Annotated in this window: 18 protein-coding genes, 1 tRNA gene, 1 other RNA gene and 1 pseudogene; 15 read left to right on the top strand and 6 right to left on the bottom strand. The window is 66.1% G+C overall.

Going from position 1 to position 25,188, the window contains the following annotated elements; all coding sequences use genetic code 11:
- Positions 1-68 precede the first annotated feature (68 nt).
- Entirely contained in the window at positions 69-1,601 is a 1,533-nt protein-coding gene (locus BLU95_RS18560) for a ricin-type beta-trefoil lectin domain protein (RefSeq protein WP_093861013.1), read from the top strand.
- Between the two features lie 341 nt (positions 1,602-1,942).
- On the opposite strand, the gene BLU95_RS43320 is transcribed toward BLU95_RS18560, so the two are convergent.
- The 4 genes from BLU95_RS43320 to BLU95_RS18545 all read right to left on the bottom strand — a co-directional run bounded on the left by BLU95_RS43320 (position 1,943) and on the right by BLU95_RS18545 (position 6,612).
- On the bottom strand, positions 1,943-2,614 hold the full coding sequence (locus tag BLU95_RS43320; protein WP_197698771.1) for a DUF6009 family protein: 672 nt from the start codon (positions 2,612-2,614) through the stop codon (positions 1,943-1,945).
- Positions 2,615-2,803: 189 nt separating this feature from the next.
- Entirely contained in the window at positions 2,804-3,820 is a 1,017-nt protein-coding gene (locus BLU95_RS42340; protein ID WP_159424934.1) for a hypothetical protein, read from the bottom strand.
- A 271-nt stretch (positions 3,821-4,091) separates the two neighbouring features.
- Positions 4,092-5,240 (bottom strand): hypothetical protein, encoded by a 1,149-nt coding sequence (locus tag BLU95_RS18550; RefSeq protein ID WP_093861012.1) that lies wholly within the window; start codon positions 5,238-5,240, stop codon positions 4,092-4,094.
- 130 nt (positions 5,241-5,370) lie between these two features.
- Positions 5,371-6,612 (bottom strand): DUF4365 domain-containing protein, encoded by a 1,242-nt coding sequence (locus BLU95_RS18545; RefSeq protein ID WP_093861011.1) that lies wholly within the window; start codon positions 6,610-6,612, stop codon positions 5,371-5,373.
- A 947-nt stretch (positions 6,613-7,559) separates the two neighbouring features.
- Here BLU95_RS18545 and BLU95_RS18540 point away from each other — a divergent pair.
- The 7 genes and pseudogenes from BLU95_RS18540 to BLU95_RS18520 all read left to right on the top strand — a co-directional run bounded on the left by BLU95_RS18540 (position 7,560) and on the right by BLU95_RS18520 (position 16,372).
- The gene (locus BLU95_RS18540; protein ID WP_093861010.1) at positions 7,560-9,140 is read left to right on the top strand and encodes a type I restriction-modification system subunit M; all 1,581 of its coding nucleotides are present in this window, start codon (positions 7,560-7,562) and stop codon (positions 9,138-9,140) included.
- Between the two features lie 22 nt (positions 9,141-9,162).
- Complete coding sequence (locus BLU95_RS42335) at positions 9,163-9,936, top strand: hypothetical protein (protein WP_159424933.1); 774 nt, start codon at positions 9,163-9,165, stop codon at positions 9,934-9,936.
- Complete coding sequence (locus BLU95_RS42330; protein ID WP_159424932.1) at positions 9,933-11,186, top strand: restriction endonuclease subunit S; 1,254 nt, start codon at positions 9,933-9,935, stop codon at positions 11,184-11,186. Before BLU95_RS42335 ends, BLU95_RS42330 begins: the two co-directional genes overlap by 4 nt.
- Positions 11,183-14,296, top strand: a complete 3,114-nt coding sequence (locus BLU95_RS18530; protein ID WP_093861009.1) for a type I restriction endonuclease subunit R — start codon at positions 11,183-11,185, stop codon at positions 14,294-14,296. Before BLU95_RS42330 ends, BLU95_RS18530 begins: the two co-directional genes overlap by 4 nt.
- A 132-nt stretch (positions 14,297-14,428) precedes the next feature.
- Positions 14,429-15,219, top strand: a protein-coding gene (locus BLU95_RS18525) for an IS5 family transposase (RefSeq protein ID WP_502689866.1) whose coding sequence is annotated in 2 segments (ribosomal slippage) — positions 14,429-14,744 and positions 14,744-15,219 — 792 coding nt in all. Because the reading frame shifts where the segments join, the coding sequence is not laid out codon by codon here.
- Positions 15,220-15,331: 112 nt separating this feature from the next.
- A pseudogene (locus tag BLU95_RS45135) lies at positions 15,332-15,463 on the top strand (helix-turn-helix domain-containing protein); the annotation flags it as partial.
- Between the two features lie 123 nt (positions 15,464-15,586).
- Entirely contained in the window at positions 15,587-16,372 is a 786-nt protein-coding gene (locus tag BLU95_RS18520) for a tyrosine-type recombinase/integrase (protein ID WP_286158653.1), read from the top strand.
- Positions 16,373-16,400: 28 nt separating this feature from the next.
- Here BLU95_RS18520 and BLU95_RS18515 read toward each other — a convergent pair whose 3' ends face one another.
- Both BLU95_RS18515 and BLU95_RS18510 read right to left on the bottom strand, forming a co-directional pair.
- Entirely contained in the window at positions 16,401-17,240 is an 840-nt protein-coding gene (locus BLU95_RS18515; RefSeq protein ID WP_107452578.1) for an IS5 family transposase, read from the bottom strand.
- 300 nt (positions 17,241-17,540) lie between these two features.
- Positions 17,541-17,628 (bottom strand) — tRNA-Ser (locus tag BLU95_RS18510).
- Positions 17,629-17,761: 133 nt separating this feature from the next.
- On the opposite strand from BLU95_RS18510, the gene ffs reads away from it, so the two are divergent.
- The 7 genes from ffs to BLU95_RS18475 all read left to right on the top strand — a co-directional run bounded on the left by ffs (position 17,762) and on the right by BLU95_RS18475 (position 24,972).
- An RNA gene (ffs, locus tag BLU95_RS18505) (signal recognition particle sRNA small type) lies at positions 17,762-17,852 on the top strand.
- A gap of 77 nt (positions 17,853-17,929) precedes the next feature.
- Entirely contained in the window at positions 17,930-20,182 is a 2,253-nt protein-coding gene (locus BLU95_RS18500; RefSeq protein ID WP_093861005.1) for a DNA polymerase III subunit gamma and tau, read from the top strand.
- A 58-nt stretch (positions 20,183-20,240) separates the two neighbouring features.
- Positions 20,241-20,579, top strand: a complete 339-nt coding sequence (locus BLU95_RS18495; RefSeq protein ID WP_078879765.1) for a YbaB/EbfC family nucleoid-associated protein — start codon at positions 20,241-20,243, stop codon at positions 20,577-20,579.
- Positions 20,580-20,832: 253 nt separating this feature from the next.
- Positions 20,833-21,432, top strand: a complete 600-nt coding sequence (gene recR, locus BLU95_RS18490) for a recombination mediator RecR (RefSeq protein ID WP_030392621.1) — start codon at positions 20,833-20,835, stop codon at positions 21,430-21,432.
- Positions 21,425-22,153: a DUF5063 domain-containing protein gene (locus tag BLU95_RS18485; RefSeq protein WP_231978627.1), complete on the top strand. Its 729-nt coding sequence runs from the start codon at positions 21,425-21,427 to the stop codon at positions 22,151-22,153. Before recR ends, BLU95_RS18485 begins: the two co-directional genes overlap by 8 nt.
- Before the next feature lie 357 nt (positions 22,154-22,510).
- Positions 22,511-23,791 (top strand): aspartate kinase, encoded by a 1,281-nt coding sequence (locus BLU95_RS18480; RefSeq protein ID WP_093861004.1) that lies wholly within the window; start codon positions 22,511-22,513, stop codon positions 23,789-23,791.
- Complete coding sequence (locus tag BLU95_RS18475) at positions 23,788-24,972, top strand: aspartate-semialdehyde dehydrogenase (protein ID WP_093861003.1); 1,185 nt, start codon at positions 23,788-23,790, stop codon at positions 24,970-24,972. The genes BLU95_RS18480 and BLU95_RS18475 overlap by 4 nt, the downstream gene beginning before the upstream one ends.
- Positions 24,973-25,188: the final 216 nt, after the last annotated feature.

Raw genomic sequence — 25,188 nt, 5'->3', positions numbered from 1 at the left:
GGGAGCGGCGTGTGCGGCCCCAGGGCGTCGCCCCCTAGGCTCACCAGCACTACGACAAGGGGGGTCTCATGAGAGGCATCGACTCGGCACGACGCCGAGTGGCACTGGTGGGCGCCGCACTGCTGTGTGCGGTCGCCGGATCCGGTTCGTTCGCAGGGACGGCGGTCGCGGCGGCCGGCGAGGTGTGCGGGCAGAACACGCTCACCGTGGCGGGCGACTACGAGGTCGGGCCTGGTGAGTGGAACGCCGACCGCAGGCGGGTGCGGCAGTGCGTCACCACCGACGGCGGCGCGAATTTCACGCTCTCCACCAGCCAGTTGACCCCCGACACCATCTCGAACCCCGGCCTGGGGCCGGGGGCCTACGCGTACATCAAGCCCCTCCGGGGTCTACCGATACCGGTCGCCTCGCTCGGTGACGCGACGAGTACCTGGCACACGACCCAGGGCGTCGCGGGTACCTACGATGCCGCGTACGACCTGTGGTTCAGCAATGACGCGACCAGCTGTGACCCGACCACCAGCGACGAGCTGATGATCTGGCTCAACGGCCAGGGGCCCCAGGCCAAGCCCTACGGTCCGACCGACGTCGGCACGGTCGACATCGGCGGCACCGGCTACCGGGTGAGCGCGGCGACCGTCTCGCCGACCCACCATCTGATCAACTACCAGCTGCCGACCGCGACGAGTGCGGTCGACCGGCTGGACCTCCGGCTGTTCGCGATCGACGCGATCAGCCGGGGCCACCTGCCCCGGGCGCAGTACCTCTGCGGCGTCTCCGCCGGCTTCGAGATCTGGGAGAACGGCACCGGCCTGGCCACCAGCTCCTTCTCCTTCGAGCCCGTGACCGGCCTGCCCACCGGCACGGTCTCCTCGGGCATCCCGGGCCGCTGCCTGGACGACTTCCGCAGCGCGACGACCGACGGAAACCCGGTCGTTCTCTGGGGCTGCAACGGCACCGATGCACAGACCTGGACCTTCGCCAATGACGGGACCCTGCAGGTGCTGGGCAAGTGCCTGCAGCCGACCGGTACGTCGTCCGGGAGCCCGATCGTGGTCGGCTCCTGTGCCGAGGCCGCCGCGAAGTGGCGGCCCGGGGCCTCGCACTCGCTGGTGAACATCGGGACCGGTCTCTGCCTGGACGACCCCGGCTCCTCCGCGGACTGGGGAGTGCAGATGCAGCTCCACCCCTGCAACGGCACCGCCGCGCAGCAGTGGCGGCTGCCGTACAACGGCGTGCCGATCTCCGGCGGACTCACCAACGCGGCAGCCCAGGAGTGCCTGACCGGCGGCTCGGCCGGTGCTCCTGCCGTGCTCTCGGGCTGCACCTACGACGGCTCACAGATCTGGACGCTCGGCAACGACGGCACTCTTCGGGCCCTCGGCCTCTGCCTCCAGCCGGCCGCCGGCTCGGCGGTCACCCTTGCGACCTGTGACGGCAGCCCGGCCCAGCAGTGGGTCGTCCACCCCAGCGGATACCTGAACCACCCCGCCGACGGCCTCTGCCTGGACGGCCCGCAGGGCTCGACCGCCGAAGGCCCGCCGCTCCGGCTCGCGGGTTGCGAACCCGGTCCCAGCCGGACGTGGTACCTGCCGGCCTGACCGGGCAACGGCCCCGTGCGTGCCCGCACGGGGCCGATCACCTCCGCGCGGATCGGCCCGCCCTGCCCCGGAAACGCCGAAGGCCCCGGCCGGTTTCCCGGTCGGGGCCTTCGTGCTGCCATGGCTGGCAGAGGCGGAGGATACGAGATTCGAACTCGTGAGGGGTTGCCCCAAACACGCTTTCCAATTCTCCCGAACGGTGTCCGCCGGGGTCCACACCCGGCCTGACCTGGGGTGGAGCGATCCGCTGGGCGGCGGCTGAACCCGGCTGGACGAGGGTGAATGAGACCTAAACTGAGACTGGGCGACCGGCTGGGGCAGCCTACAGGTGGCCGAGGGGCCTACTTCGGAAGGTCTCCCGCGAGCCACCCTTCCACTACTGAGAGTGCAAGGGCTTCCTGGAGCCAGGGGGTCGTTTTGATGATCGTGGTGAGGAGCTCGTGTGCCTGGTCGGGCGGGAGTAGCTCCGAGATCACATGGCTGCCGTCGCCGAGCTGGCTCCCGCTTGCGCAGTCGATGTAGATGTCGACGAGACCTCGCCTGGTGGGCGCCACCGCGATGAACGCAGTGCCGCTCGCCAGTGACTCGCCGACCTTGATCAAGTTCTGTTGAGGTCCGGACTTGGAGGCGGCGGCCGATCGCGTGCTGGCGGCGGGCAGCGGTCCTCCCCATGCGCGCTCGGTGAGTTCACCCCACACTCCGGCGGCGACGGTGCGGGGATCTACGCCTTCGGATGGGGCGCAGTCCTTGTACACGCCATCTGGCTGCTCTGAGCGGTCATGCTCCTTGATCCAGAAGACGCGACGGGCGAACCGAAAAGGCGCTTCGCCTGCCGGCGCGTCCGGCTTGAGCACCGAGTACCCCACCCGCCGGCCATGCCCGTTCCAACGGACAGGGCCGCGACGGGTGCCAGCCGCCACCTCCAGATATTCGCGCACGTAGTCGAAGTCGCCGATGCTCTCGGTCCAGACAATGCCGTCCTCGTGACGGATGAGATCTGGGTCCCTGTTCACGCACTCTCCTCCCGAGTGGACCGTGGCAGAGCCTGCCCTCAGTCCGCGGGCGTGAACCCTCGGACTACCTGTCTCGTTTCCAGGTCGACTGCTAGGAGCAGGTTCGGGTGAGATATTCAACGAGGCAGGGCCGGGCTAGAATGGGCCATCTTTATGGGCGTTGGAGTGCGATCACAACGGGCGTCGCAATCAAGCGGTGGTGGGTTTAATGAACCTCTGTCCGCTGCGAATGTGAGAAGCGCCATTCTCTACGTCGTCCGGATGGACAATTGAGTCCTGAATGCCCGCCGAGTGCATGAGTGAATTTACCGAAACAACCCTGGTGTTACCGGCCCAAAGGACCCGAAAGGAGAGGGACCCATCCCGGGCCTTCCTTGACGCCTGCGCTTCCGAGAGGCCGAGCACGCTGGCTGCCTTGGTGAAGCCAATGTGCTGCGGCAGAAGATTGGAAATCCGATAGTAAAGATTCTTCCCGTCGACCCAGGATCGTCCGACCTGTGTCGGGGTGATGGGTGGGATGGGCGTCCCGTCGCGGTGCCCGTCCCGAAGCCTACGGTGGAGGCAAGTTGCGTGGTCCATCGCCCCCATTCGCTGCAAAAGGGACCCGATCCGCTCGCCGCGAATCCTCTCGTCGGCGTCCGGATCCCTTACCGTGCCGACGTCAATAATGGAGGATGGTCGCAGTGTGGATGTGCTCTCACGGTCGCCCTCTGGAATGAAACTATCCAAGCTGTCCGTGCATGTTTCCGATGAGCCCGAGTTCACCAGGTTTCGTGCACTCGCAAAGGCGTTGCTCATCATGATTTCTTGCAGCTTCTTGGGTGGTATTCCATCATCTGCGGATGACCATGCTACAAGGAGGCCTTCTATCACTGCAGACCTAATGTCGGAAATTTCATAATTCCAATTTCGGGCCAGCTCTTTTGACCAACCCTTGAAGTATGGGGTCAGTAGATCCAATGCGATCATCAGCCATTTCTCCCGATGCTGTTGCTCTCCTTCTCGGGCCAGGGTTACCACTGATTCCCAGAGTCGTAGACTTGCTGTTGATTTTGAGCGCCCCAGGCGAACCTGGCTGCGCAGTTCCTGGTAGGTTGGATGTTTCTTTATCGTGCAAAATCGAACATCGCCCACGTGTGCACATATGGGCACCCCGCCGCACCTGAGAAGAATTTGATCAGTAATGACAGTGAAGGCATCGGGCATGGCGCTCCCTCCCGAGTCGGAATGGGTCTCAGGGAGATCATGAGGGTGGCGTTCGCTCGGCTAACTCTCGTCGCTCAGATATAACCCGATCGAGTGAACCCTGCATGGTTGCTGGGGGCGCTTCGTCCCTTGTGGCCAGTGAGGATCCTTGAGCGCGTCGAGTTTGCACTTGAGGTGACTGGTTGTCACCTTGGCTCGGGAGATTGTGGCGGGCGCGAGCTCGCGCCAGGTTAACGTGCCCGCCACAACCAGGCCGTATCCACCACGGAGATCAGGGGTTCCCCGGAGTCGGTGGTGAGCTTTCGCGCCGGTGGCTCATGCCCGCGGCTTTGAGCAGCTTGTGCCAGTAGGGGAGTTCGCGCACCTCGGCCCTCCTGTAGACACCGTTCGGCCGCAGCTTCTCGTACGCGCGGACGAGCCGCTCGGCAGTCCGCCGCGTCAACGTGGGCACCTCGGTGTCGAGGATTTCCTCCCACGCCGGTGCCGCGGAGTCGCGCTGGTCGCAGTGCAGCTGGTCGAACGGCAGCTGGCGGGTGACCGCCCAGACCATCAGGTCGGGGGCGTCCTCCAGCAGGTGCCAGTGATGGGCCGACCGCGCCTGGAGCATCTGTTCCAGGACACCGAGGATCGACCGTCGGAACGTGATGGCGATGCGGACGCCGGTCGCTTGGGTGTGGTCGTTGAACAGCGAGCGGTACGCGTGGCTGGACGGGTTCCGCCAGATCTCCTGCCGTCCCTCGTCCTCAAGCGTGCGGTGGGCGAGGTCGGGGTCGGTTTCGTGCGAGAACAGCGCGAGGGCCGTCGTCGCCTCGCCGATGGAGTACCCCTCCCGGCGCGGACCGCGCGGGTCGCCGCGGCGGAGCCTGAAATTGCACTGGTCGTCACTGAACTGCTTGACGAGCCGGAGCATGACGGGGTGACGGACGAGGAGGTCCTGCGGTTCGGTCGGGTTGAAGTAGAGGTGAGCACGGTCGTACTCGCTCCGGGCGAGTTCACGGGCTGACCCGGTGGCGATTCGGACGTCCAGCACCGCCCGGTCCAGGTGCTCGACGGACAGCTCCGCGGCGAGACGGGAGACCAGGGCCATCCGCTGGTACCCGTCGATGCACTCCGGCCCGAGAAGGTCGAGGGTGCCGCTGCTCCGGGTTCCGTCCGGAACCCAGAAGACGTTGTCGGCGCCGAAGACCATCCGGCCCGTCACACCGAAGGCCTCCGGCCGTTCGCGCAGGACCTTCTCCATTTCCCGGTTCTGGGCCGAACCCGCGAGGAACTCGCGCCTGGCGCCCAGCCGTCCTGCCGAGTCGAGCGCTTCGGCCAGACCGACGAGTTCGCCGGCCGATACGCGGGCGTCCCACTGGTCGGTGCCCAGTCGGTTCAGGAGCGTCGTCTGGATTCGGTATCCAGAACACAGGAGTGGCATGCTCGTCGGCTCCTGGTGAGCCGGGAAGGGGTGCGTCACGGCGTAGGGGTTCACGCCCCTACAACGGGCGTCTCCTCGCTCAGGTGACGGGCCCGCCCGGGGACGGGTGTGTTCTCCGTGGAGCCGGCCGTCAACCCGCAGCGAAGTCTTGCAGCCCGGGCTCGGGAATGCGCCAGTCGATTCGGACCTGCTGGTCGAGGGGCAGCGAGGGGCCGCCGACGTAGACGCGGCGGATCAGGTAGAGCACCGCCAACCGGAACGCGTCCGGTTCGAGGTCCTCCACCGTGGCGCGGCTCAGCTTCATCACCTGCCGGACGATATGTGGATCGGCTTCGAGGGGACCGAGTTCCGCCACGATCTCCGGGTCGATCCGGCCGTCCTCGCGCATGGCCGATATAGAGCGGCGAAGGAGGTCCGGCTCGGCTTCGATCCGGGCGAGGACATGGTCGATGACGTACTCGTGGAGTACGTCCGCCGCGATCTTGCCGTGCTCGGCGGGCTCCTCGCCCGTGCACTCCGGGCACCCGTCGCATTCGTCCAGGCCGTCGAGATCCTCCGACTCTTCGTCCGCCTGCCGGGTGGACATGAAACAGGAGGCCACCCACATGATCTCCGGCCGACTCAGCTCCAGCTCCTCGGCAGTCGACAGGTCGGGGTCGTGCCAGAGACGATCCACGGTCTCGTCGTCCGTCCCGAGGTTCGGAGGCGGCATCTCGGAGCGCATCAGGGATGCCAGACTGACGAGATACGGCTCCCAGTCGAGCGCGCTGTGCAGAAGGGTGGCGGCTTCGGCGCCGGGGTGCCTCCAGAAGATGAGGTCCTCGTCGTCGCCATTGACGAAGTGCAGGACGTGGTCCGTCGAGTCGAATTCGACCCCGGACATCTCTCCCAGGTGAGTGAGAACGGCCCGCATGCCCCGGTAGCGCCCGACGTAGCGACGGGCTTGAGCGACGAACGACTCCATCGTCGAGTCGGTAAGCACCGCGTTGGGGCTGACCCCGATGACCTTCGGGCGGTTGAACGGTCCGGACCGCCGGAGCTGCTGTGTTGCGTTCGCCCAGAAGAGCCGCTTGCTGTCCGGGTCGTACACCACGCAGTAGACGGGGATGTTCCCGTCCGCCCAGGTACTGCCGTGGTGGCCGACGGGTACCGCGTAGCCGTTGGCCCGGCGCCACTTCTCCCCACCCTTGACCTGCACCCTGATCACGTCGCTCGTCACGTGCTCGTCCTCGACGAAGGTGACGTAGAGGTCCTCGCCGAAGTCGTTCTGCCCGGAGATCTCCTGGACGATGTGGTCGTGGTCCTCAAGGAGGGCGCGCACCGCGTTCACGGCCGCCTGGCCCACGCGCCGACCCTTTGGGATCTTCGGCATGCTGTCTCCCCGTCCGCCTCGTCCGGGCTCGGGACGGCTGTTGCCCTCGTGATTCTGCCCCGTGTCTCTGACACGGTGCCCGAAGCCGGGAACGACGAAGGCCCGGACCGCTGAGCGGTCCGGGCCTTCTGCCGGCGGAGGATACGAGATTCGAACTCGTGAGGGGTTGCCCCCAACACGCTTTCCAATTCTTACGAACCCCGTCCGCCAGGGTTCACACCCGTCCTGACCTGCATCGGAGCGGGCCTCACTGAGCCGGGTGAACTACGGCGTACGGGCATGAATGAGACCAGAACTGAGACCAGCGGGCCATCGACCTTCGGTCGATACGGTGGTGCCGTGCCGGCTGCGCTCCATCGGAAGGGGCGGCCTTGATTGCCCTCCGCCGGTGGATGTGGATGTTAGTGGATGTTAGTCGCGTGGTTCTCCGGCAGGGACTCCTCCAGACCCCGCCCCACCAGCCTCGCACCAGCCTTCTCCGGTGGGAGTCTGGCCGCTTGGGACGGCCGGTGGGGCCGGTGTCCTTGCGGCGGCGTGCTTCCAGAACACCATCGAGTCGGTGCTCGCCGAAGCCGCCAGCAAGGACCCCAGCGGACTGGTGGGGCTGCTGCCGTCCTCGCCGCCGGCTCCAGCTCCTCGTCCTGGCCGGCGAGCCCGCAGTCACCGGGACGGTGGAACCCGGCGCACCCGCGGCGACACGCGAAGCGCCGTCCTGGTCGGCCACCGCCCACAGCCAGGCCGGACGCGCTATCACGGGCGCAAGATCAACCGCACGCTGCGGTGCAACAACGAGGCTGGACACCACCTCTGTCACCAGCAGGGTCACCGACGCCAGAGTGCATTTAGATCGGCACTACAGCCACTGTGGCTGTGCCGCCGCCGGTACTCTAGCTGCACACTTCGAGACAACGTGATCGCGCCGTGGCGCGGAGGAGAGCAACTGCAATATGGCACCGACCACCAAAGAAGGCCAGCGGACAGAGTTGCATAAGACGATCTGGCGCATTGCGAACGACCTGCGCGGCAGCGTCGACGGTTGGGACTTCAAGAGCTACGTGCTGGGCATGCTCTTCTACCGCTTCGTCTCCGAGAACCTGACGGCGTACATTAACCGCGGGGAACATGAAGCTGGAGATAAGTCGTTCGACTACAAGATGCTTCCCGATCTGCAAGCGGAGTTCGCTCGCGACGAGGTGGTGGCTGAGAAAGGCTTCTACATTCTGCCGTCGGAACTGTTCGCAAACGTCCGCGAGCACGCCGCGCGGGACGAGAACCTTAACGAGACTCTCGCGAGGGTCTTCAAGAACATCGAGGGCTCGGCGCTAGGAACCGACAGTGAGGAAGGCCTGAAGGGGCTGTTTGACGACCTTGACGTCAACAGCAACAAGCTCGGAGGAACGGTCGCCAAACGCAACCAGAAGCTCGTGAAGCTGATTGACGCCATTGGTGATCTGCCTCTAGGGCGGTTCGAGGATAACTCGATCGACCTGTTCGGCGATGCCTACGAATACCTGATGCAGATGTACGCCGCCAACGCGGGCAAGTCCGGTGGCGAGTACTACACGCCTCAGGAGGTCTCGGAACTACTGGCGCGCATCACAGTCGTCGGCAAGAAGCAGGTTAACAAGGTCTATGACCCGGCGGTCGGGTCAGGCTCGCTTTTGCTGAAATTTAGCAAGGTGCTTGGCAAGGAGAATATCCGCCAAGGTTTCTACGGTCAGGAGATCAACCTGACAACATACAACCTTGCTCGGATTAACATGTTCCTACACGATGTTAACTACTCCGACTTCAACCTCGCGCACGGCGACACGCTGATCGACCCAGCACACTGGGACGATGAACCATTCGAGGCGATCGTCTCCAACCCGCCGTACTCGATTAGGTGGGAAGGTGACGCGAACCCGCTGCTGATCAACGATGAGCGGTTTGCGCCGGCGGGCGTACTGGCACCGAAGTCGAAGGCCGACCTGGCCTTCACGATGCACATGCTCAACTGGCTCGCCGTCGACGGCACGGCTGCGATCGTCGAGTTCCCGGGGGTGCTTTACCGTGGAGGGGCGGAAAAGAAGATCCGTAAGTACCTGATTGACAACAACTACGTCGACACGGTCATCCAATTGCCTGCCGACCTGTTTTTCGGGACTGCGATCGCTACGTGCATTCTTGTACTGAAGAAGTCAAAAAACTCCAGCAACGTGCTTTTCGTCGACGCCTCAGCCGAGTTCAAGCGTGTCGGCAACAAGAACAAGCTGCTCGAGGAGCACCAGGCAAAGATCCTCGATGCGTTCACCACGCGTGAGCCGGAAGATCACTTCACCACGCTCGTCAGCATCGAGGACATCGCGGCGAACGACTACAACATCGCTGTTTCCTCTTACATGGAGTCGGAGGAAACGCGCAAGGAGGTCGACATCGTCGAGTTGAACGCCGAGATCGCCCGCATCGTGGCGCGGCAGGCCGCGCTGCGCACGTCGATCGACGCGATCGTTTACGAGCTGGAAGCAGGGGGCAATGCGCCTGTCTAAACTCCTCTCCGACGCTCCCGTTGTGGCAACCATGCAAGTGGATGGCTTTCTTGACGGACACGCACTGAAGTGGGGCAAGCATAAGAGGATCAAAGTAGGGAAGGTCCTCCGAAATTTCCATTGCCGAGCCTGTGACGCTCAGCGAACCTTCATGTCCGGAGATGAGCTGTCATGTTTGGGCCTTGGTGACAATCAGATCAGTATTGACGCTACGCTGCAATGCGTTGAGTGCCGGTCATCCGTGGAAATATGGTTCCTGATTGGCAGCGACAGCGATATCTCCAGTGTTGCACCAGAAGTTTGTATCGAGCGCTACACCGAAAACCTTCGTGACCGTGCCGACAGGGTCGATAGCCATCAGGGTCCGTTCTCGGATTTGGTCAAGCGAGCACAGCTCGCATATGAGAACCAGCTCGGTGCCGGATCGATCATCTATCTTCGTAAAGTCTTTGAGCTCATTACGTTCGAAGTGGCCGGCATCGCCAAGATCGAGACAAAGAGGCAAAACGGACGAAATCTCCCCTTTTTCGAGGTGTTGGAGAAAGTGAATCAAGTTCGCAGCATCATTCCGCGACGTTTCTCAAGTGATGGATATCAGCTATTTCGCGAGCTCAGCGAAATTATCCACGGTGAGTCAAGCGAAGAGGAGGCGCTCAGGAAGTATAATCCCTGCCTCCAGTTGGTCCTAGGCGTTGTTGACGAAGTAAGCCGTGACAACGAATACGCCCGAGCGATCGAAGAGCTAGGCTGGAACGTCGAGAATATTAGTAAGATCACAGGAGGAGGCGTCTCGTGAGTCGTATCGATGAAATGATTCAGGAGCTCCGCCCGGATGGAGTGGTTTTCCAGGAGCTTGGTGATTCAGGTACGGTATTTGGTGGACTGACGGGCAAGTCGAAGGCTGACTTTAGTAATGGCAACGCCCGTTATGTGTCTTATATGAACGTGTTCAGTAACGCTGCAGTCGATGTCGAGGCTAATGACTTCGTGAAGATCGAAAGCGGCGAACGGCAACGGATGCTCAAACACGGCGATGTTATTTTCACTGGCTCGTCGGAGTCTGCTGACGAAGTCGGTATGGTATCTGTAGTGACTGCAAAGGTGAACGAACCTCTCTATCTAAATAGCTTCTGTATTGGATTCAGGCCGAATGATCCAGACCTGCTAGATCCAGAGTTCTCCAAGCACCTGTTCCGATCAAGCCAGATGCGCAGCCAGATCATCAAAACTGCAAACGGCGTGACTCGCTTCAACGTATCGAAAGCGCGCCTCGCGAAGGTGCGAGTACCCATGCCGCCTCTCGAGGTGCAGCGGGAGATCGTGAAAGTATTGGACCAGTTCACTCAGTTGGAGGCGGGGCTGGAGGCGGAGCTGGAGGCGGAGCTGGAGGCGCGCCACGCCCAGCGAGCCTGGTATTGGAAGGCGTTGCTGTCGCCCCGTGAGGATTGGCAAACCGTGACGCTTGGCGACATCGCGGATGTATTTGATGGCCCTCACGCCACACCGAAGAAGACGGCAGATGGCCCCTGGTACTTGAGTATCTCCTCGCTTAAGAATGGCCGATTCGACCTTGCCGAGTCAGCTCACCTAGGGGATGATCAGTATCCAGACTGGACACGAAGGGTGACTCCGCAGTTTGGCGACACGATGTTCTCCTATGAGACGCGACTTGGACAAGCTGCTTTTTGGGATCGAAACGAACCCGCCGCGCTTGGGCGGCGGATGGGCCTGCTTCGCCCGAAGCAGGGGGAATTGGTTCCACGTTTCCTCACGCTTCTCTATCTCGGCCCGCAATTCCAAGATGAGATCAAAAAACGGACAGTTCGAGGATCCACCGTGGACAGGATCCCGATCGCAGCGATGGCGTCTTGGCCTGTGTCGTTGCCTTCCACTGCTGAGCAGCGTCGTATCGTCGCGCTTCTCGATACTTTCGACGTGTTGGCGAATGATCTGGCTATCGGCCTCCCCGCCGAGCTCAGTGCTCGTCGCAAGCAGTACGAGTACTACCGTGATCGGCTCTTGACGTTCAAGGAGGCTGCGGCATGAGGGAAGCGCAGGCGCGCAGGTACGATCCGATCGCCGTCTCGGCTGAAAGCACTGTCGTTGCTGAATACGTCCCCGATGCCTCTGGAGCTGCGGCATACCAATCGGAGGCGGCGCTTGAGCGGGAGATGATCCGTCTGCTGGAGGCGCAGGCGTATGAGTACCTCCCGATCACATCCGAGGCGCAGCTGGTAGCGAACCTTCGGATCCAGCTTGAGGCGCTGAACCACGTGTCATTCTCGGATTCCGAGTGGGAGTCGTTCTTCTCTACCAGGATTTCCGGACAGAACGAGGGAATCGTCGAGAAGACGGTGCGAGTCCAGGAAGACCATGTTCAGATTCTGAAGCGTGACGATGGTTCGACAAAGAACATCACTCTCATCGACAAGAAGAACATCCACAACAATCGGCTGCAGGTCATTAACCAGTATGAGGTTGACCGGGGCGAGGGCCGTGCGAGCTTCGCGAACCGGTACGACGTGACGGTGCTGGTTAACGGTCTACCGATGGTGCATATCGAGCTCAAGCGCCGTGGGGTGGACATCCGTGAGGCGTTCAACCAGATCAACCGGTACCAGCGCGATAGCTTCTGGGCAGGCTCGGGGCTATTCGAGTATGTGCAGTTGTTTGTGATCAGCAACGGAACGCTGACGAAGTACTACTCCAACAGCAACCGCTCGAAGCACTTGAAGGACAACCGGAAGGCTGCCGGCGCGGGCAAGGGCAAGAAGTCAAGCAACTCGTTCGAATTCACGTCGTGGTGGGCGGACGCGCAGAACAAGCCCATCGCGGAGCTGACCGCGTTCGTCAAGACGTTCTTCGCTAAGCACTCGCTGTTGAACGTGCTGACGAAGTATTGCGTGCTGACAGCCGACCGTGACCTGCTAGTGATGCGGCCGTACCAGATCGTGGCGACGGAACGGATCTTGCGGAAGATCGAGTGCTCGACGAACCGCAGGACGCTTGGCACCGTCGAGGCGGGCGGATACGTCTGGCATACGACCGGGTCGGGCAAGACGCTGACGTCGTTCAAGGCTGCGCAGCTGGCATCGAAGCTACCCGATGTCGCGAAAGTCTTGTTCGTCGTCGACCGCAAAGACCTCGACTATCAGACGATGCGCGAGTACGACCGCTTCGAGAAAGGCGCCGCCAACTCGAACGCGTCCACGGCGATCTTGAAGAAGCAGCTGGAGGATCCGAACGCAAGTATCATCATCACGACGATCCAGAAGCTGTCGACCTTCATCAAGGCGAACCGGGGACACGAGATGTTCGCGGGTCACTCCGTGATCATCTTCGACGAGTGTCACCGGTCGCAGTTCGGCGACATGCACACCGACATCACGCGGGCCTTCAAGCGGTACAACCTGTTCGGCTTCACCGGTACTCCGATCTTCCCGGTCAACTCCTCGAGTGGCGGGAACCCGCTGCTGAAGACCACTGAGCAGGCTTTCGGCGACAAGCTACACACGTACACGATCATAGACGCGATCACGGACAGGAATGTCCTGCCGTTCCGAATCGACTACATCAACACGATCAAGGTCGGCAACCCAGATGATAAGCAGGTGCCGGCGATCGATCGGGAGCGCGCTCTGTTGGATGTGCGCCGACTCCGCGAGATCACGACGTACATCCTGGAGCACTTCGATCAGAAGACGAAGCGGCAGACGAGCTATGAGCACGCGGTTGTCGCCAATGTTGCGGAATCGACCCGGACGAGGCGTCAGGTAGAGGCACGTCGTGAGAAGAAGCGAGTCCGCGGCTTCAACGCGCTGCTCGCCACCGCCTCAATTGAGGCAGCGCAGCGCTATTACTTGCAGTTCAAGCATCAGCAGGAGGCGATCACCCCAGATCAGCGGCTGAAGGTGGGCATCATTTTCTCCTACGGCGCGAACGAGGCCACCGATGACGGGATTCTTGACGACGAGGCGTTTGACACCGACGCCCTGAGCAGAGACGTGCGCACGTTCCTGGAAGATGCGATCCGGGACTACAACGCGATGTTCGGCACCAGCTACGACATTAGCGCGGACAAGTTCCAGAACTATTACAAGGACCTGTCGCAGCGAATGAAGAACCGCGAGATCGACTTGGTCATCGTGGTGAACATGTTCCTCACCGGCTTCGACGCGACCACGCTCAACACGCTGTTCGTCGACAAGCACCTGAAGATGCATGGTTTGATCCAGGCATACTCGCGCACCAATCGGATCCTCAACTCCGTCAAACGCCACGGGAATATCGTCGTCTTCCGTGACCTTGAGGAGGAGACGAACGCGGCGCTCGAGCTGTTCGGGAACAAGGACGCCAAGGGCATCGTCATCGTGCCGTCCTTCAGTGAGTACTACAGCGAGTACGTGGAGAAGGCCACTGAGCTGCTACGGACCTTCCCACTTGGCACCCCCATCACCGGGGAGCAGGCCCAGAAGGAATTTATCAACCTTTTCGGGGCCGTACTGCGGCTGCACAACATCCTGACCGAGTTTGACGACTTCGTTGGCCAGGACCTGTTGACAGATCGCCAGCACCAGGACTATCGCAGTGTCTACCTCAACTTGTATGCCGAGTTCCGTGCGGAGACCGCCACGGAGAAGGAACGCATCAACGAGGATGTCGTCTTCGAGATCGAACTGGTCAAGCAGGTCGAGATCAACGTCGACTACATCTTGATGCTTGTTGAGAAGTTGCGGGCCGAGCGTGGGGACGGCGAGGACAAGGAGATTCGTGCCCAGATCTCGCGTGCGGTCGACGCTAGCCCGAGCCTGCGGAGCAAGCGCGACCTTGTTGAAGACTTCGTAAACTCGCTGTCTGTGCAGGGTGCTGTCGATGAACAGTGGCAGGCGTACGTGGAGGCGAAGCGAGATACTGAACTCGCGGCGATCATCGAGGAGCAAAAACTCAAGCCCGAGCAGACCCGGGCGTTCGTCACGACCGCGTTCCGTGACGGGCAGATCCGTACGACTGGTACGGAGATTACTAAGATCCTCCCCCCTGTCTCTCGGTTCAGCCGCGATGGCGGGCACAGCGACAAGAAGAAGCGTGTGATCGAAACATTGACACAGTTCTTCGAGCGGTTCTTTGGGCTGGGCGTTGGAGGAAACGACTACTGAGCGTTTCGGGGTGGTGACGTTCCTTAGATTCTGCGCTATGAACTCGTAACACGATCTTGGCGATCGTTGCTGTTGGGGCGTGACCGATGTGACGATTCGTCCGTTCGTGATGGCGTGAGCAAGAAGCCGTGGATCGTGGATGACGAGCTGTGGGTCCGGATCGAACCCCTGCTGCCGGCCTGGCCGGAGCGGCCGCCGGGCCCTCGCCCGGTGGACGACCGGCTCTGCCTTCAGGGCATCCTGTTCGTGCTGTACACCGGCATCACCTGGCAGCAGTTGCCGCTGGAGCTGGGCTTCGGCTCCGGGCAGACCTGCTGGCGCCGGCTCGGCCGCTGGCAGAAGGCCGGGGTGTTTGAGGCTCTGCACCACATACTCCTGGCCGAGCTGAACGCGGCCGGACTGATCGACTGGACGCGCGCCTGCGTGGACGCCTCCCACGTGCGCGCGAAGAAAGGGGCGAGGCAACCGGCCCGTCGCTGGTCGACCGCCGCAAGAGCGGCAGCAAACACCACCTGATCAGCGACGGTGGCGGCATCCCGTTCCACGTGATCACCACCGCCGCCAACGTCAACGACGTCACCCAGACCCTTGCCCTGGTCGACGGCATCCCGCCGGTCGCCGGCCGGATCGGTCACCCCCGCAAGCGCCCGGACGCCCTGCTCGGTGACAAGGGCTACGACAGCAACCCCAACCGCCGCGAGCTGCGAAAACGCCGGATCCTGCCAGTCATCTCCCGCAAGGGATCTCGGGACATCATCGGTCTCGGCAAGCTCCGCTACGTCGTCGAGCAGACCTTCGCCCAGCTCCACCAGTTCAAGCGCCTCGCCGTCCGCTGGGAACGACGTCTCGACCTCCACAACGCCTTCGTCTCACTCGCCTGCGCGGTCATCTGCTGGCGGCGCCTCAACACCCAAGGCCAGTGATCGTGTTACGAGCTCTATGCCGGTGGTGTGCGGTATGCGCAGAGAGGGGCCTGGCCGCGGAGCGGCACGCGCAACGTGAGCGGATCCGGTTGACGGCCAGCGAGCGGTTCGCCGGGGCGAGCGGACATCCGTGATCGCGCGGGATCTGCGTGTGAGCGAGCGCTCGGTGAAGCGCTGGCGACGGGCCTGGCGGGAAGGTGGCAGCGAGGCCGTGCGCTCGCTCGGCCCGCCGAAGGTGCCGAAGCTGTCGGACGAGCTGGAACCCGAGCACCTGGAGCGCTTCTACAAGAAGATTCAAGACAACGGCAGCAAGCCCGCCACCGCTCACCAAGCTCGCCGCACCATCCGGGTGGCCCTCGGTGAGGCGATGCGCCGCCGCCACCTGGCTATCAACGTCGCCAAGGACGCCAAGGCACCCCGGATCGACGAGGACGAGATCGAGTCCTACTCGGTAGAGGAGACGCAGAAGATCCTCTTGGAGGTCGGCCGCCGCCGGCACACGGCCCGATGGGCGATCGCCCTCACCCTCGGCCTGCGGCAGGGGGAAGCCCTCGGCATGAAGTGGGCCGACGCGGACCTGGAACGCGGAGTCATCCGCCTGCGCCGGGGGGCGACTGCGGCCCAAGTACGCGCGCGGCTGCGGCGGCGACTGCGGACGCAAGGCCGGGCTGCAAGCAGCGAATCCAGGTCCGGCCGCGAGACCAAGGACACCAAGTCCCGCGTCGGCCGCCGCCTCATCGCGCTCCCGGACGAACTGCTGCGGCTATTCCGCAAGCACAAGGAGGACCGGGCGCGGGAGAGGGGACTCGCCCGGCAACTCTGGGCGGAGAAGGACTACGTATTCGCCTCGCCCACGGGGGAGCCGCTCAACCCGAACACCGACTACCACGAGTGGAAGGACATCCTCGTGGCCGCAGGAGTGAGGGAGGCCCGGCTGCACGACGCCCGGCACACGGCCGGGACGGTGCTGCTCCTCCTGAAGGTCCCGGAGCGGATCGTGATGGCCATCATGGGCTGGTCGTCCGCCTCGATGGCCAAGCGCTACCAGCACGTGACGGACCCGATGCTGGAGGAGACGGCAGAGAAGATCGGCGCTCTCCTCTGGGGGCAGCCCGCCACGGTTGCTGGACGGACGCCGGAAACGGCCGACTGATTGGGCGTTTCATCCCTGATCCCGAGGCTCATGTTCCGCGCCAGGTAGGGGTGGTTTCGCCGGTGAGTCGGCGGGTCATGAGGCTGATCATCGCGATATGAATCATGGCTTCGGAGCGGGCCGGGAGGGCTTCGTAGTCGCGGGTGAGGCGGCGGTGGCTCATGAGCCAGCCGAGGGTGCGCTCGACGACCCAGCGGCGGGGCTGGACGACGAATCCCCTGGTCGCGGGGTCGCGGCGGACGATCTCGAGGTCGATGCCCAGGGTGGCGCCGTGTTCGATGACGGTGTTCTTGTAGCCCATGTCGGCCCAGGCCTTGCGGACGGTGGGGTGCTCGGCTGCGACCCGGGTCAGCAACTGCCGTCCGGCGGTGCCGTCCTGGACGCTCGCGGCGGTGACCAAGACCGCAAGCAGCAGCCCGATCGTGTCGGTGACGATGCCGCGTTTCCTTCCCACGATCTTCTTCGCGGCGTCGATGCCCTGGCCCGCGGCGGGGACGTTCGTGGAGGTCTTCACGCTCTGCGAGTCGAGGATGCAGGCCGTCGGCTCCGGGGCTCGGCCCTCCGCGGCGCGGACCAGTCGCCGAAGTAAGCCGTTGAGCTGCTCGAACAGGCCGTCCTTCTGCCAGCGGGCGAAGTAGGCGTAGGCGGTCTCCCAGAGCGGGTAGTCGTGCGGAAGGTAGCGCCAGGGGATGCCGGTGCGGTCGACGTAGAGGATCGCGTCCAGCAGATCGCGCAGGTCGTGCTCGGGCGGTCGGCCGAACGCGAGGGCTCTCGCGGTGCGGGCCTGGCGCCAGGCGGTCAGGGTGGGCTCGACAAGTGCCCAGCGGGCATCGGACAGGTCACTCGGATACGGCCGACGGTCCGTCATGATGACGGCATACTGCAGAACTTGGCTCCTGCCCAGAGGCTGCGGCCGCCGGCAGGAAAAACCGGTACAGCCCGGCGTCCTGGGATGAGACAGGACGAAAAAGGGCTATCCGGGCGGACTCTCGTGCACCCACTCCACTCCCATCACACCAGCCCCTGAGCTGCCACAGGTAACACCCCAGGCAGGCCCCTGAAGGGGGAGCAACTACCTCATCCAGCAGCGAAACACCCAGTGAGACGGAAGCTGAGACGGGGAACGCCAGAGGGCCCGGACCGCGCAAGCGGTCCGGGCCCTCTGGCCTGGCGGAGGATACGAGATTCGAACTCGTGAGGGTTTTATCCCAACACGCTTTCCAAGCGTGCGCCCTAGGCCTCTAGGCGAATCCTCCGTGGGAGAGCTTAGTACATGTTTTGGGGTGGTCGCGACCACGTATCTCGCAGGTAGGGGGTGGGGGTGGCCTGCGGATGGTGGGACGGGGTGGTGGTGGAGGGGTGGGCCCGGGATCCGGTAGTGTTGGGGCCAGCCCCTCGTGTGGCGTTATCTCTCTGAATCCCCCCAGGGCCGGAAGGCAGCAAGGGTAGGAGGGCTCTGGCGGGTGCACGGGGGGTCTTTGCGTTCCCGGGGGCCGGTGGGGCGCGGGGGGCCGAGGGGCGACGCGTTTGTCGGTCCGTCCCGATATCGTCGGGGGTGTGTCCCTAGCCCTGTACCGCCGCTACCGCCCGGAGACCTTCGCGGAGGTCATCGGGCAGGATCACGTGACCGCTCCGCTCCAGCAGGCCCTGCGCAACAACAGGGTCAACCACGCGTACTTGTTCAGCGGCCCGCGCGGCTGCGGCAAGACGACGAGCGCCCGCATCCTGGCCCGCTGTCTGAACTGCGAGCAGGGGCCGACGCCCACGCCGTGCGGTGAGTGCCAGTCCTGCACGGACCTCGCCACGGGCGGGCCCGGGTCGATCGACGTGATCGAGATCGACGCGGCCTCGCACGGTGGTGTGGACGACGCGCGGGACCTCCGCGAGCGGGCGTTCTTCGCGCCGGTGCACAGCCGGTACAAGATCTTCATCCTGGACGAGGCGCACATGGTGACCTCGGCCGGCTTCAACGCGCTGCTGAAGGTGGTGGAGGAGCCGCCGGAGCACCTGAAGTTCATCTTCGCCACCACCGAGCCGGAGAAGGTGATCGGGACGATCCGGTCCCGGACCCACCACTACCCGTTCCGGCTGGTGCCGCCCGGCACACTGCGCGACTATCTGGCGGAGGTGTGCGGCCGGGAGGGGATCCAGGTCGAGGACTCCGTGTTCCCGCTGGTGGTGCGGTCGGGCGCCGGTTCGGTGCGTGACTCGATGTCGGTGATGGACCAGCTGCTGGCCGGCGCCGCCGAGGGTGGTGTGACGTACGGGATGGCCACGTCGCTGCTCGGGTACACGGACTCGGCGCTGCTGGACGAGGTGGTGGACGCGTTCGCCGCGCACGACGGGGCGACGGTCTTCCAGGTGGTCGACCGGGTGGTCGAGGGCGGTCACGACCCGCGCCGGTTCGTCGCGGACCTGCTGGAGCGGCTGCGTGACCTGGTGATCCTCGCCACCGTGCCGGACGCGGGGGAGAAGGGGCTGATCGACGCCCCGGCCGACCGGATCGCGGTGATGCAGGCGCAGGCGGACGCGTTCGGGGCGGCGGAGCTGAGCCGGGCGGCGGACCTCGTCAACACCGGGCTGACGGAGATGCGCGGCAACGCGGCGCCCCGGCTCCAGCTGGAGCTGATCTGTGCCCGGGTGATGCTGCCGGGCGCCTACAGCGACGAGCTGTCGTTGCAGGCGCGGCTGGACAAGCTGGAGCGGCGGGCCGCGAGCGGTGGCTTCGCCGGGGCCGGTGGCTTCGCCGTGCCCGGCGGTGTCGTCCCGGCCGGTGTCGCCCCGGTCGGTGTCGCCCCGGCCGGTGTCGCCCCGGTCGGTGGTCCGGTGGCGGCGGCGGTCGCACCGCCGACGGCACCGGCGGTGCAGGCGCCGGCGGTGGTGCCGACGGTCGCCGAGATGCCGCAGGTCGTGCCGTCGGCGCCGGTGCAGCCGACGCCCGCCCCGGCCCCCGCTCCCGCGCAGCCGGCCGGCCCGGCGCCCGGGGCGTGGCCGATCAAGCGGAGCTTCCCGCCCGCCGGGGAGGCGCCCGCGGCGGCGGCCCCGGCCCCCGTGGCCGCGCCCGCCCCCGTGCAGCCCGCTCCGGTGGCCGCTCCGGCCGCGCCCGCGCCGGCTCCCGTCCCCGCTCCGGCGCCCGGCGGGCAGCCGTCGGCGGCGGCGCAGCAGGGTGCGGGCCAGGTCCGGCAGCTGTGGCCGCAGATCCTGGAGGCGGTGAAGAACCGGCGCCGGTTCACCTGGATCCTGCTCAGCCAGAACGGCCAGGTGGCCGGATTCGACGGCAGCGTGCTCCAGGTCTCGTTCATCAACGCGGGTGCCCGCGACAGCTTCGTGAGCAGCAACAGCGACGACGTGCTGCGGGCCGCGCTGGCCGACGCGCTCGGCGTGGACTGGCGGATCGAGTGCATCGTCGACCCGTCCGGCGGCGCGGGTGGCCCCGGTGGCGGTTCCGGTGGCGCCACGGCCCCGAGCGGCAGTGGTGGCGGTGGGGGCGGCTGGGGTGCCCCACCGGCGCGTCCGGCGGCGCCCGCGCCCCAGACGGCGCCCGTCGTGCCGGCTCCCGTCGCCGCGCCCGCTCCGGCGCCCCGCCCGGTCGCCGCGCCGACCCCGGCGCCCGCCGCTCCGGTGCCGCCGCCCGTCCAGGCACCGCCGCCGTCGTCGTCGGCGTACCCGGCGCAGGGGGTGGCCCCGGAGGACGACGTGCCGGAGGAGGACGACCCCGATCTGAACGAGGACGTGTTCTCCGGCCAGGAGCTGATCATCCGCGAGCTGGGGGCCACGGTGCTGGAGGAGATCCGGCACGGTGGCAACTGAGCAGCACGTAGGCTCGTCGAGGACGATGCAGGAGCGGACCGAACGCAAGGAGTGAGCCGTGTTTCCCGGTGGTGGCCAGCCCAACATGCAGGCGCTGCTCAAGCAGGCGCAGAAGATGCAGCAGGACCTCGCCCAGGCACAGCAGGAGCTGGCCGAGGCCAAGGTGAGCGGATCGGCGGGCGGTGGCCTGGTCGAGGCGACGGTGACCGGTTCCGGCGAGCTGGTGGCGCTGACCATCGCCCCGGCCGCCGTCGACCCGGAGGACACCGAGACGCTGGCCGACCTCGTCCTGGCGGCCGTCCGGGACGCCAATCAGGCCGCGCAGAAGATGCAGGCCGAGCGGATGGGCCCGCTGACCCAGGGCCTCGGCGGCGGGATCCCGGGCCTGCCGTTCTGACGGTGACCCCGCCCGTGGCGGTGACGGCCCGCCTGTGTCGTCCCGCGTGACGGCCCGGCCGTGACAGCGGGTACCGACCGGGGCACCGGAGCGTACGGGGCGGACGGTCGGGTCCGGAGTTCGGACAACGGACCTGTGTGATTAATGCGGGAGTCGGGCGTCGGGCGGTGCGCCCGGCGTCCGATTCGTTGGATGATGGCACCGGAGCACCCCGCGCGGGTGCCACCGGTCCAACCCGAGGGAAGGCGCGACGTTGTACGAGGGCGTGGTTCAGGACCTGATCGACGAACTGGGCAGGCTGCCCGGCGTCGGGCCCAAGAGCGCGCAGCGGATCGCCTTCCACGTCCTGCAGGCCGACCCGGTCGACGTCCGCCGGCTGGCGCACGCGCTGCTGGAGGTCAAGGACAAGGTCCGGTTCTGCGCCGTCTGCGGCAATGTCGCGGAGGCCGAGCAGTGCCGGGTCTGCCTGGACCCGCGTCGCGACCTCGCGGTCATCTGTGTGGTCGAGGAACCCAAGGACGTCGTCGCCATCGAGCGCACCCGGGAGTTCCGCGGCCGCTACCACGTGCTGGGCGGTGCGATCAGCCCGATCGAGGGCGTCGGCCCGGACGATCTGCGGATCAGGGAGCTGCTGGCACGGCTCGCCGACGGCACCGTCACCGAGCTGATCCTGGCCACCGACCCCAATCTGGAGGGGGAGGCGACCGCCACCTACCTGGCCCGGCTCTGCAAGCCGATGGGCCTGAAGGTGACCCGCCTGGCGAGCGGCCTGCCCGTCGGCGGGGATCTGGAGTACGCGGACGAGGTCACACTCGGTCGCGCCTTCGAAGGGAGACGACTGCTCGATGTCTGACCGGACGATCAACCAGCAGCCACACGCGCCCCATCAGGCCGGGCCGGAGGAGGCCAGGGACACCGCGCAGGTGCCGCGTCCTCCGCACACGCACGGCCACGGCTCGGAGCCGGACGACTTCGCGGTGCAGATCGCGGACTCGGTGGAGAGCTTCGTGCTCTCGGTGACCGAGGTCGCCAAGGGCGACGAGCCCGGCAGCGCCGTCTCCCTCCTCCTACTGGAGGTCTCGCAGTTGCTGCTGGCCGGCGGCCGGCTGGGCGCCATCGAGGACGTCGTCCCCGAGGACCGCTTCGAGCCCGACGCCGGTCCGGAGCCGGACGGCGAGCAGCTGCGGGAGCGGCTGGCGGTGCTGCTCGCGCCGATCGACGTCTACCACGAGGTCTTCGACCCGTACGGGCCGCCGGAGAAGCCGAGCGCGTTCCGGATCTCGGACGACCTGGCCGGGGTGGTGAGCGAGCTGCAGCACGGGCTCACCCACTACCGCGAGGGCCGGGTCAGCGAGGCGCTCTGGTGGTGGCAGTTCTCGTACCTGTCCAACTGGGGCACGACCTGCACGGCCGTCCTGCGGGCGCTGCAGTCGCTGATCGCGCACGTCCGGCTGGACAGCCCGATCGGGGCGGCGCCGGACGGGGCGGACACGGACAACGACGGGCTCACCGACGAGCAGCTGGAGCAGCAGGCGGGCGACCTGATGGCGGCCGAGCTCGGCCTGGGCCACTAGGGCTGTCGACCCCTGGCGCGACCGGGGGCGCGAGGAGGCGGAGGGCGGGGACGTCGGCCGCCCGGGGCCCCGGCGGACGGGAGTGTGACGGAAACCTCACTCCCGGCCACCGACGGAAAACCCCGGGGCGGCCGCCCCTTCGTCCGCCGATTCTCCGGAACGGCGCCCGCCCGCCCGCAGACCTGCCGGTGGCGGTATCCACACCCCCGCTCACCTGCCGAAACGTGTGTCTCATCATATGGAAAGCGGAGGTCGGGGCACCCCCGCTCGGTAGACTGGCGCCGACCGCACAGCCCCCGCCACCCGGGGGTGCGGGGGCCGAGGGCCCCCGGAAACGACACAAGTCGAGGAGCGCACGTGGGCCTTGTCGTGCAGAAGTACGGCGGCTCATCCGTTGCGGATGCCGAGGGCATCAAGCGCGTGGCCCGTCGAATCGTTGACGCCAAGAAGGCCGGCCATGAGGTCGTCGTCGTGGTGTCCGCGATGGGCGACACGACGGACGAGCTCATCGAACTCGCGGAGCAGGTGTCACCTCTCCCCGCCGGCCGCGAGTTCGACATGCTGCTGACCGCTGGAGAGCGCATCTCCATGGCACTGCTGGCCATGGCGATCAAATCCCTGGGCCACGAGGCGCAGTCGTTCACAGGAAGCCAGGCCGGCGTCATCACCGACTCCGTCCACAACAAGGCGCGCATCATCGATGTGACGCCGGGCCGCATCCGCACCGCCCTGGACGAGGGCAACATCGCGATCGTGGCCGGTTTCCAGGGCGTCTCGCAGTCGAGCAAGGACATCACCACGCTCGGCCGGGGCGGCTCGGACACCACCGCCGTCGCCCTCGCCGCCGCCCTCAAGGCCGAGGTCTGCGAGATCTACACCGACGTGGACGGCGTGTTCACCGCCGACCCGCGCGTGGTGAAGAAGGCTCGCAAGATCGACTGGATCGCCTACGAGGACATGCTGGAGCTGGCCTCGTCCGGTTCCAAGGTGCTGCTCGACCGCTGTGTGGAGTACGCGCGCCGCTACAACATCCCGATTCACGTACGCTCGTCGTTCTCGGGTCTTCCCGGGACGATCGTCAGCAACGACAACCCGCACCAGCCCGAAGGGGGCGAGATGGAGCAGGCCATCATCTCCGGAGTCGCCCATGACACGTCCGAGGCCAAGGTCACGGTCGTCGGCGTCCCCGACAAGCCGGGCGAGGCGGCACGCATCTTCCGTGCCATCGCCGACGCCGAGGTCAACATCGACATGGTCGTTCAGAACGTCTCGGCGGCGTCGACCGGTCTGACCGACATCTCCTTCACCCTGCCGAAGGCCGAGGGCCAGAAGGCCATCGACGCGCTGGAGCGGGTCCGGGAGGGCATCGGCTACGAGTCTCTCCGCTACGACGACGCGATCGGCAAGATCTCGCTGGTCGGCGCGGGCATGCGCTCCAACCCGGGCGTCACGGCGACCTTCTTCGAGGCGCTCTCCGCGGCCGGCGTCAACATCGAGCTGATCTCCACCTCGGAGATCCGGATCTCGGTGGTCACCCGCGCCGACGACGTCAACGCGGCCGTGCAGGCCGTCCACTCCGCCTTCGGGCTGGACAGTGAGACGGACGAGGCCGTGGTCTACGGGGGCACCGGGCGATGACCCGGCGGCCGAACCTCGCCGTCGTCGGCGCCACCGGCGCGGTCGGCGAGGTGCTGCTCGGCCTGCTCTCCCTCCGCCAGGACATCTGGGGCGAGATCCGTCTCGCCGCCTCCCCGCGCTCGGCCGGCCGCAAGGCGGTCGTGCGCGGGGAGTCCGTCGAGGTCCTCCCGCTGTCCGAGGAGCTCTTCGACGGGGTGGACGTCGCGCTGTTCGACGTCCCCGAGCAGATCGCCGCCCGCTGGGCGCCGATCGCGGCCGCCAAGGGCGTCGTGGTGGTCGACAACTCCGGCGCGTTCCGGCTGGACGACGCCGTCCCGCTGGTGGTGCCCGAGGTCAACGCGGCCGCCGTGCGGATGCGCTCGCGCGGGATCGTGGCGAGCCCGGACTCCACCACCCTGACCATGATCGCGGCGATCGGCGCCCTGCACGCCGAGTACGGCCTGGAGTCGCTGGTGGTCGCCTCCTACCAGGCCGCCTCCGGGCTCGGCCGGGACGGCACGGACGCGCTGCGCGCCCAGCTCGCCCAGGTGGCCGGCACCGAGGTCGGCGAACAGACCGGCGACCTGCGGGCGGTGATCGCCGATCACGGACCGTTCGCCGCCCCCCTCGCGCTCAACGCGGTGCCCTGGGCCGGCGTGCTGACCGACGGCGGCTGGTCCTCGGAGGAGCGCACGGTGCGCGACGAGTCCCGCAAGATCCTCGGTCTGCCCGGGCTCAAGGTCTCGGCCACCTGTGTGCGGATCCCGGTGGTGCGCACCCACGCGCTTGCCGTGCACGCGGTGTTCGAGCGCGAGGTCACCCAGGAGCACGCCCACGAGATCCTCCGCGATGCCCCCGGGGTGCTGCTGTACGACGACCCGGCGGCGGGGGAGTTCCCGACACCGAACGACGTGGTGGGCACGGACCCGGTCTGGGTGGGCCGGCTGCGGCGCGCCCTGGACGACCCGAACGCGCTGGACGTCTTCCTCTGCGGCGACAACCTGCGCCGGGGCGCGGCGCTGAACGCCCTTCAGATCGCCGAGCTGGTGGCGCGGGAGATCGCCGACCGGGCCACGGCGGCGGACGACGCCGAGGCGAACGGCGTCGAGGCGAACGGCGTCGAGAGGTTCCGCGTCGAGGGGTTCGGCGCCGCCGGTGCCGAGGGAGCCGGGACGGGCGCGGACGGTGCCGCGGCGGGCTGATCAGCCCGTCCACCCGGAGTCTGCGCGGTTTGTTCGCGGACTGCTTGACGAATCCTCGCTGAATTCCCTGGAGGGGCGTTCGGACCATGCGCGAGAATATGCGCGGGGGCCGGGCAACCATGACAGGGGATCGAGTGTCCAACGGGCGTGGCGAACGTGATGGTGGGGGCGGGGGCGGGCATCTCGGCGGCAGCCGCGGTGACGTTCCCGTCGCGT

Origin of the sequence: Streptomyces sp. TLI_053 (assembly GCF_900105395.1) — a bacterium.
Lineage (GTDB): Bacteria > Actinomycetota > Actinomycetes > Streptomycetales > Streptomycetaceae > Kitasatospora.
Note: the sequence above shows the minus strand (reverse complement) of the source record. Positions and strands in the feature narration are given on the sequence as shown.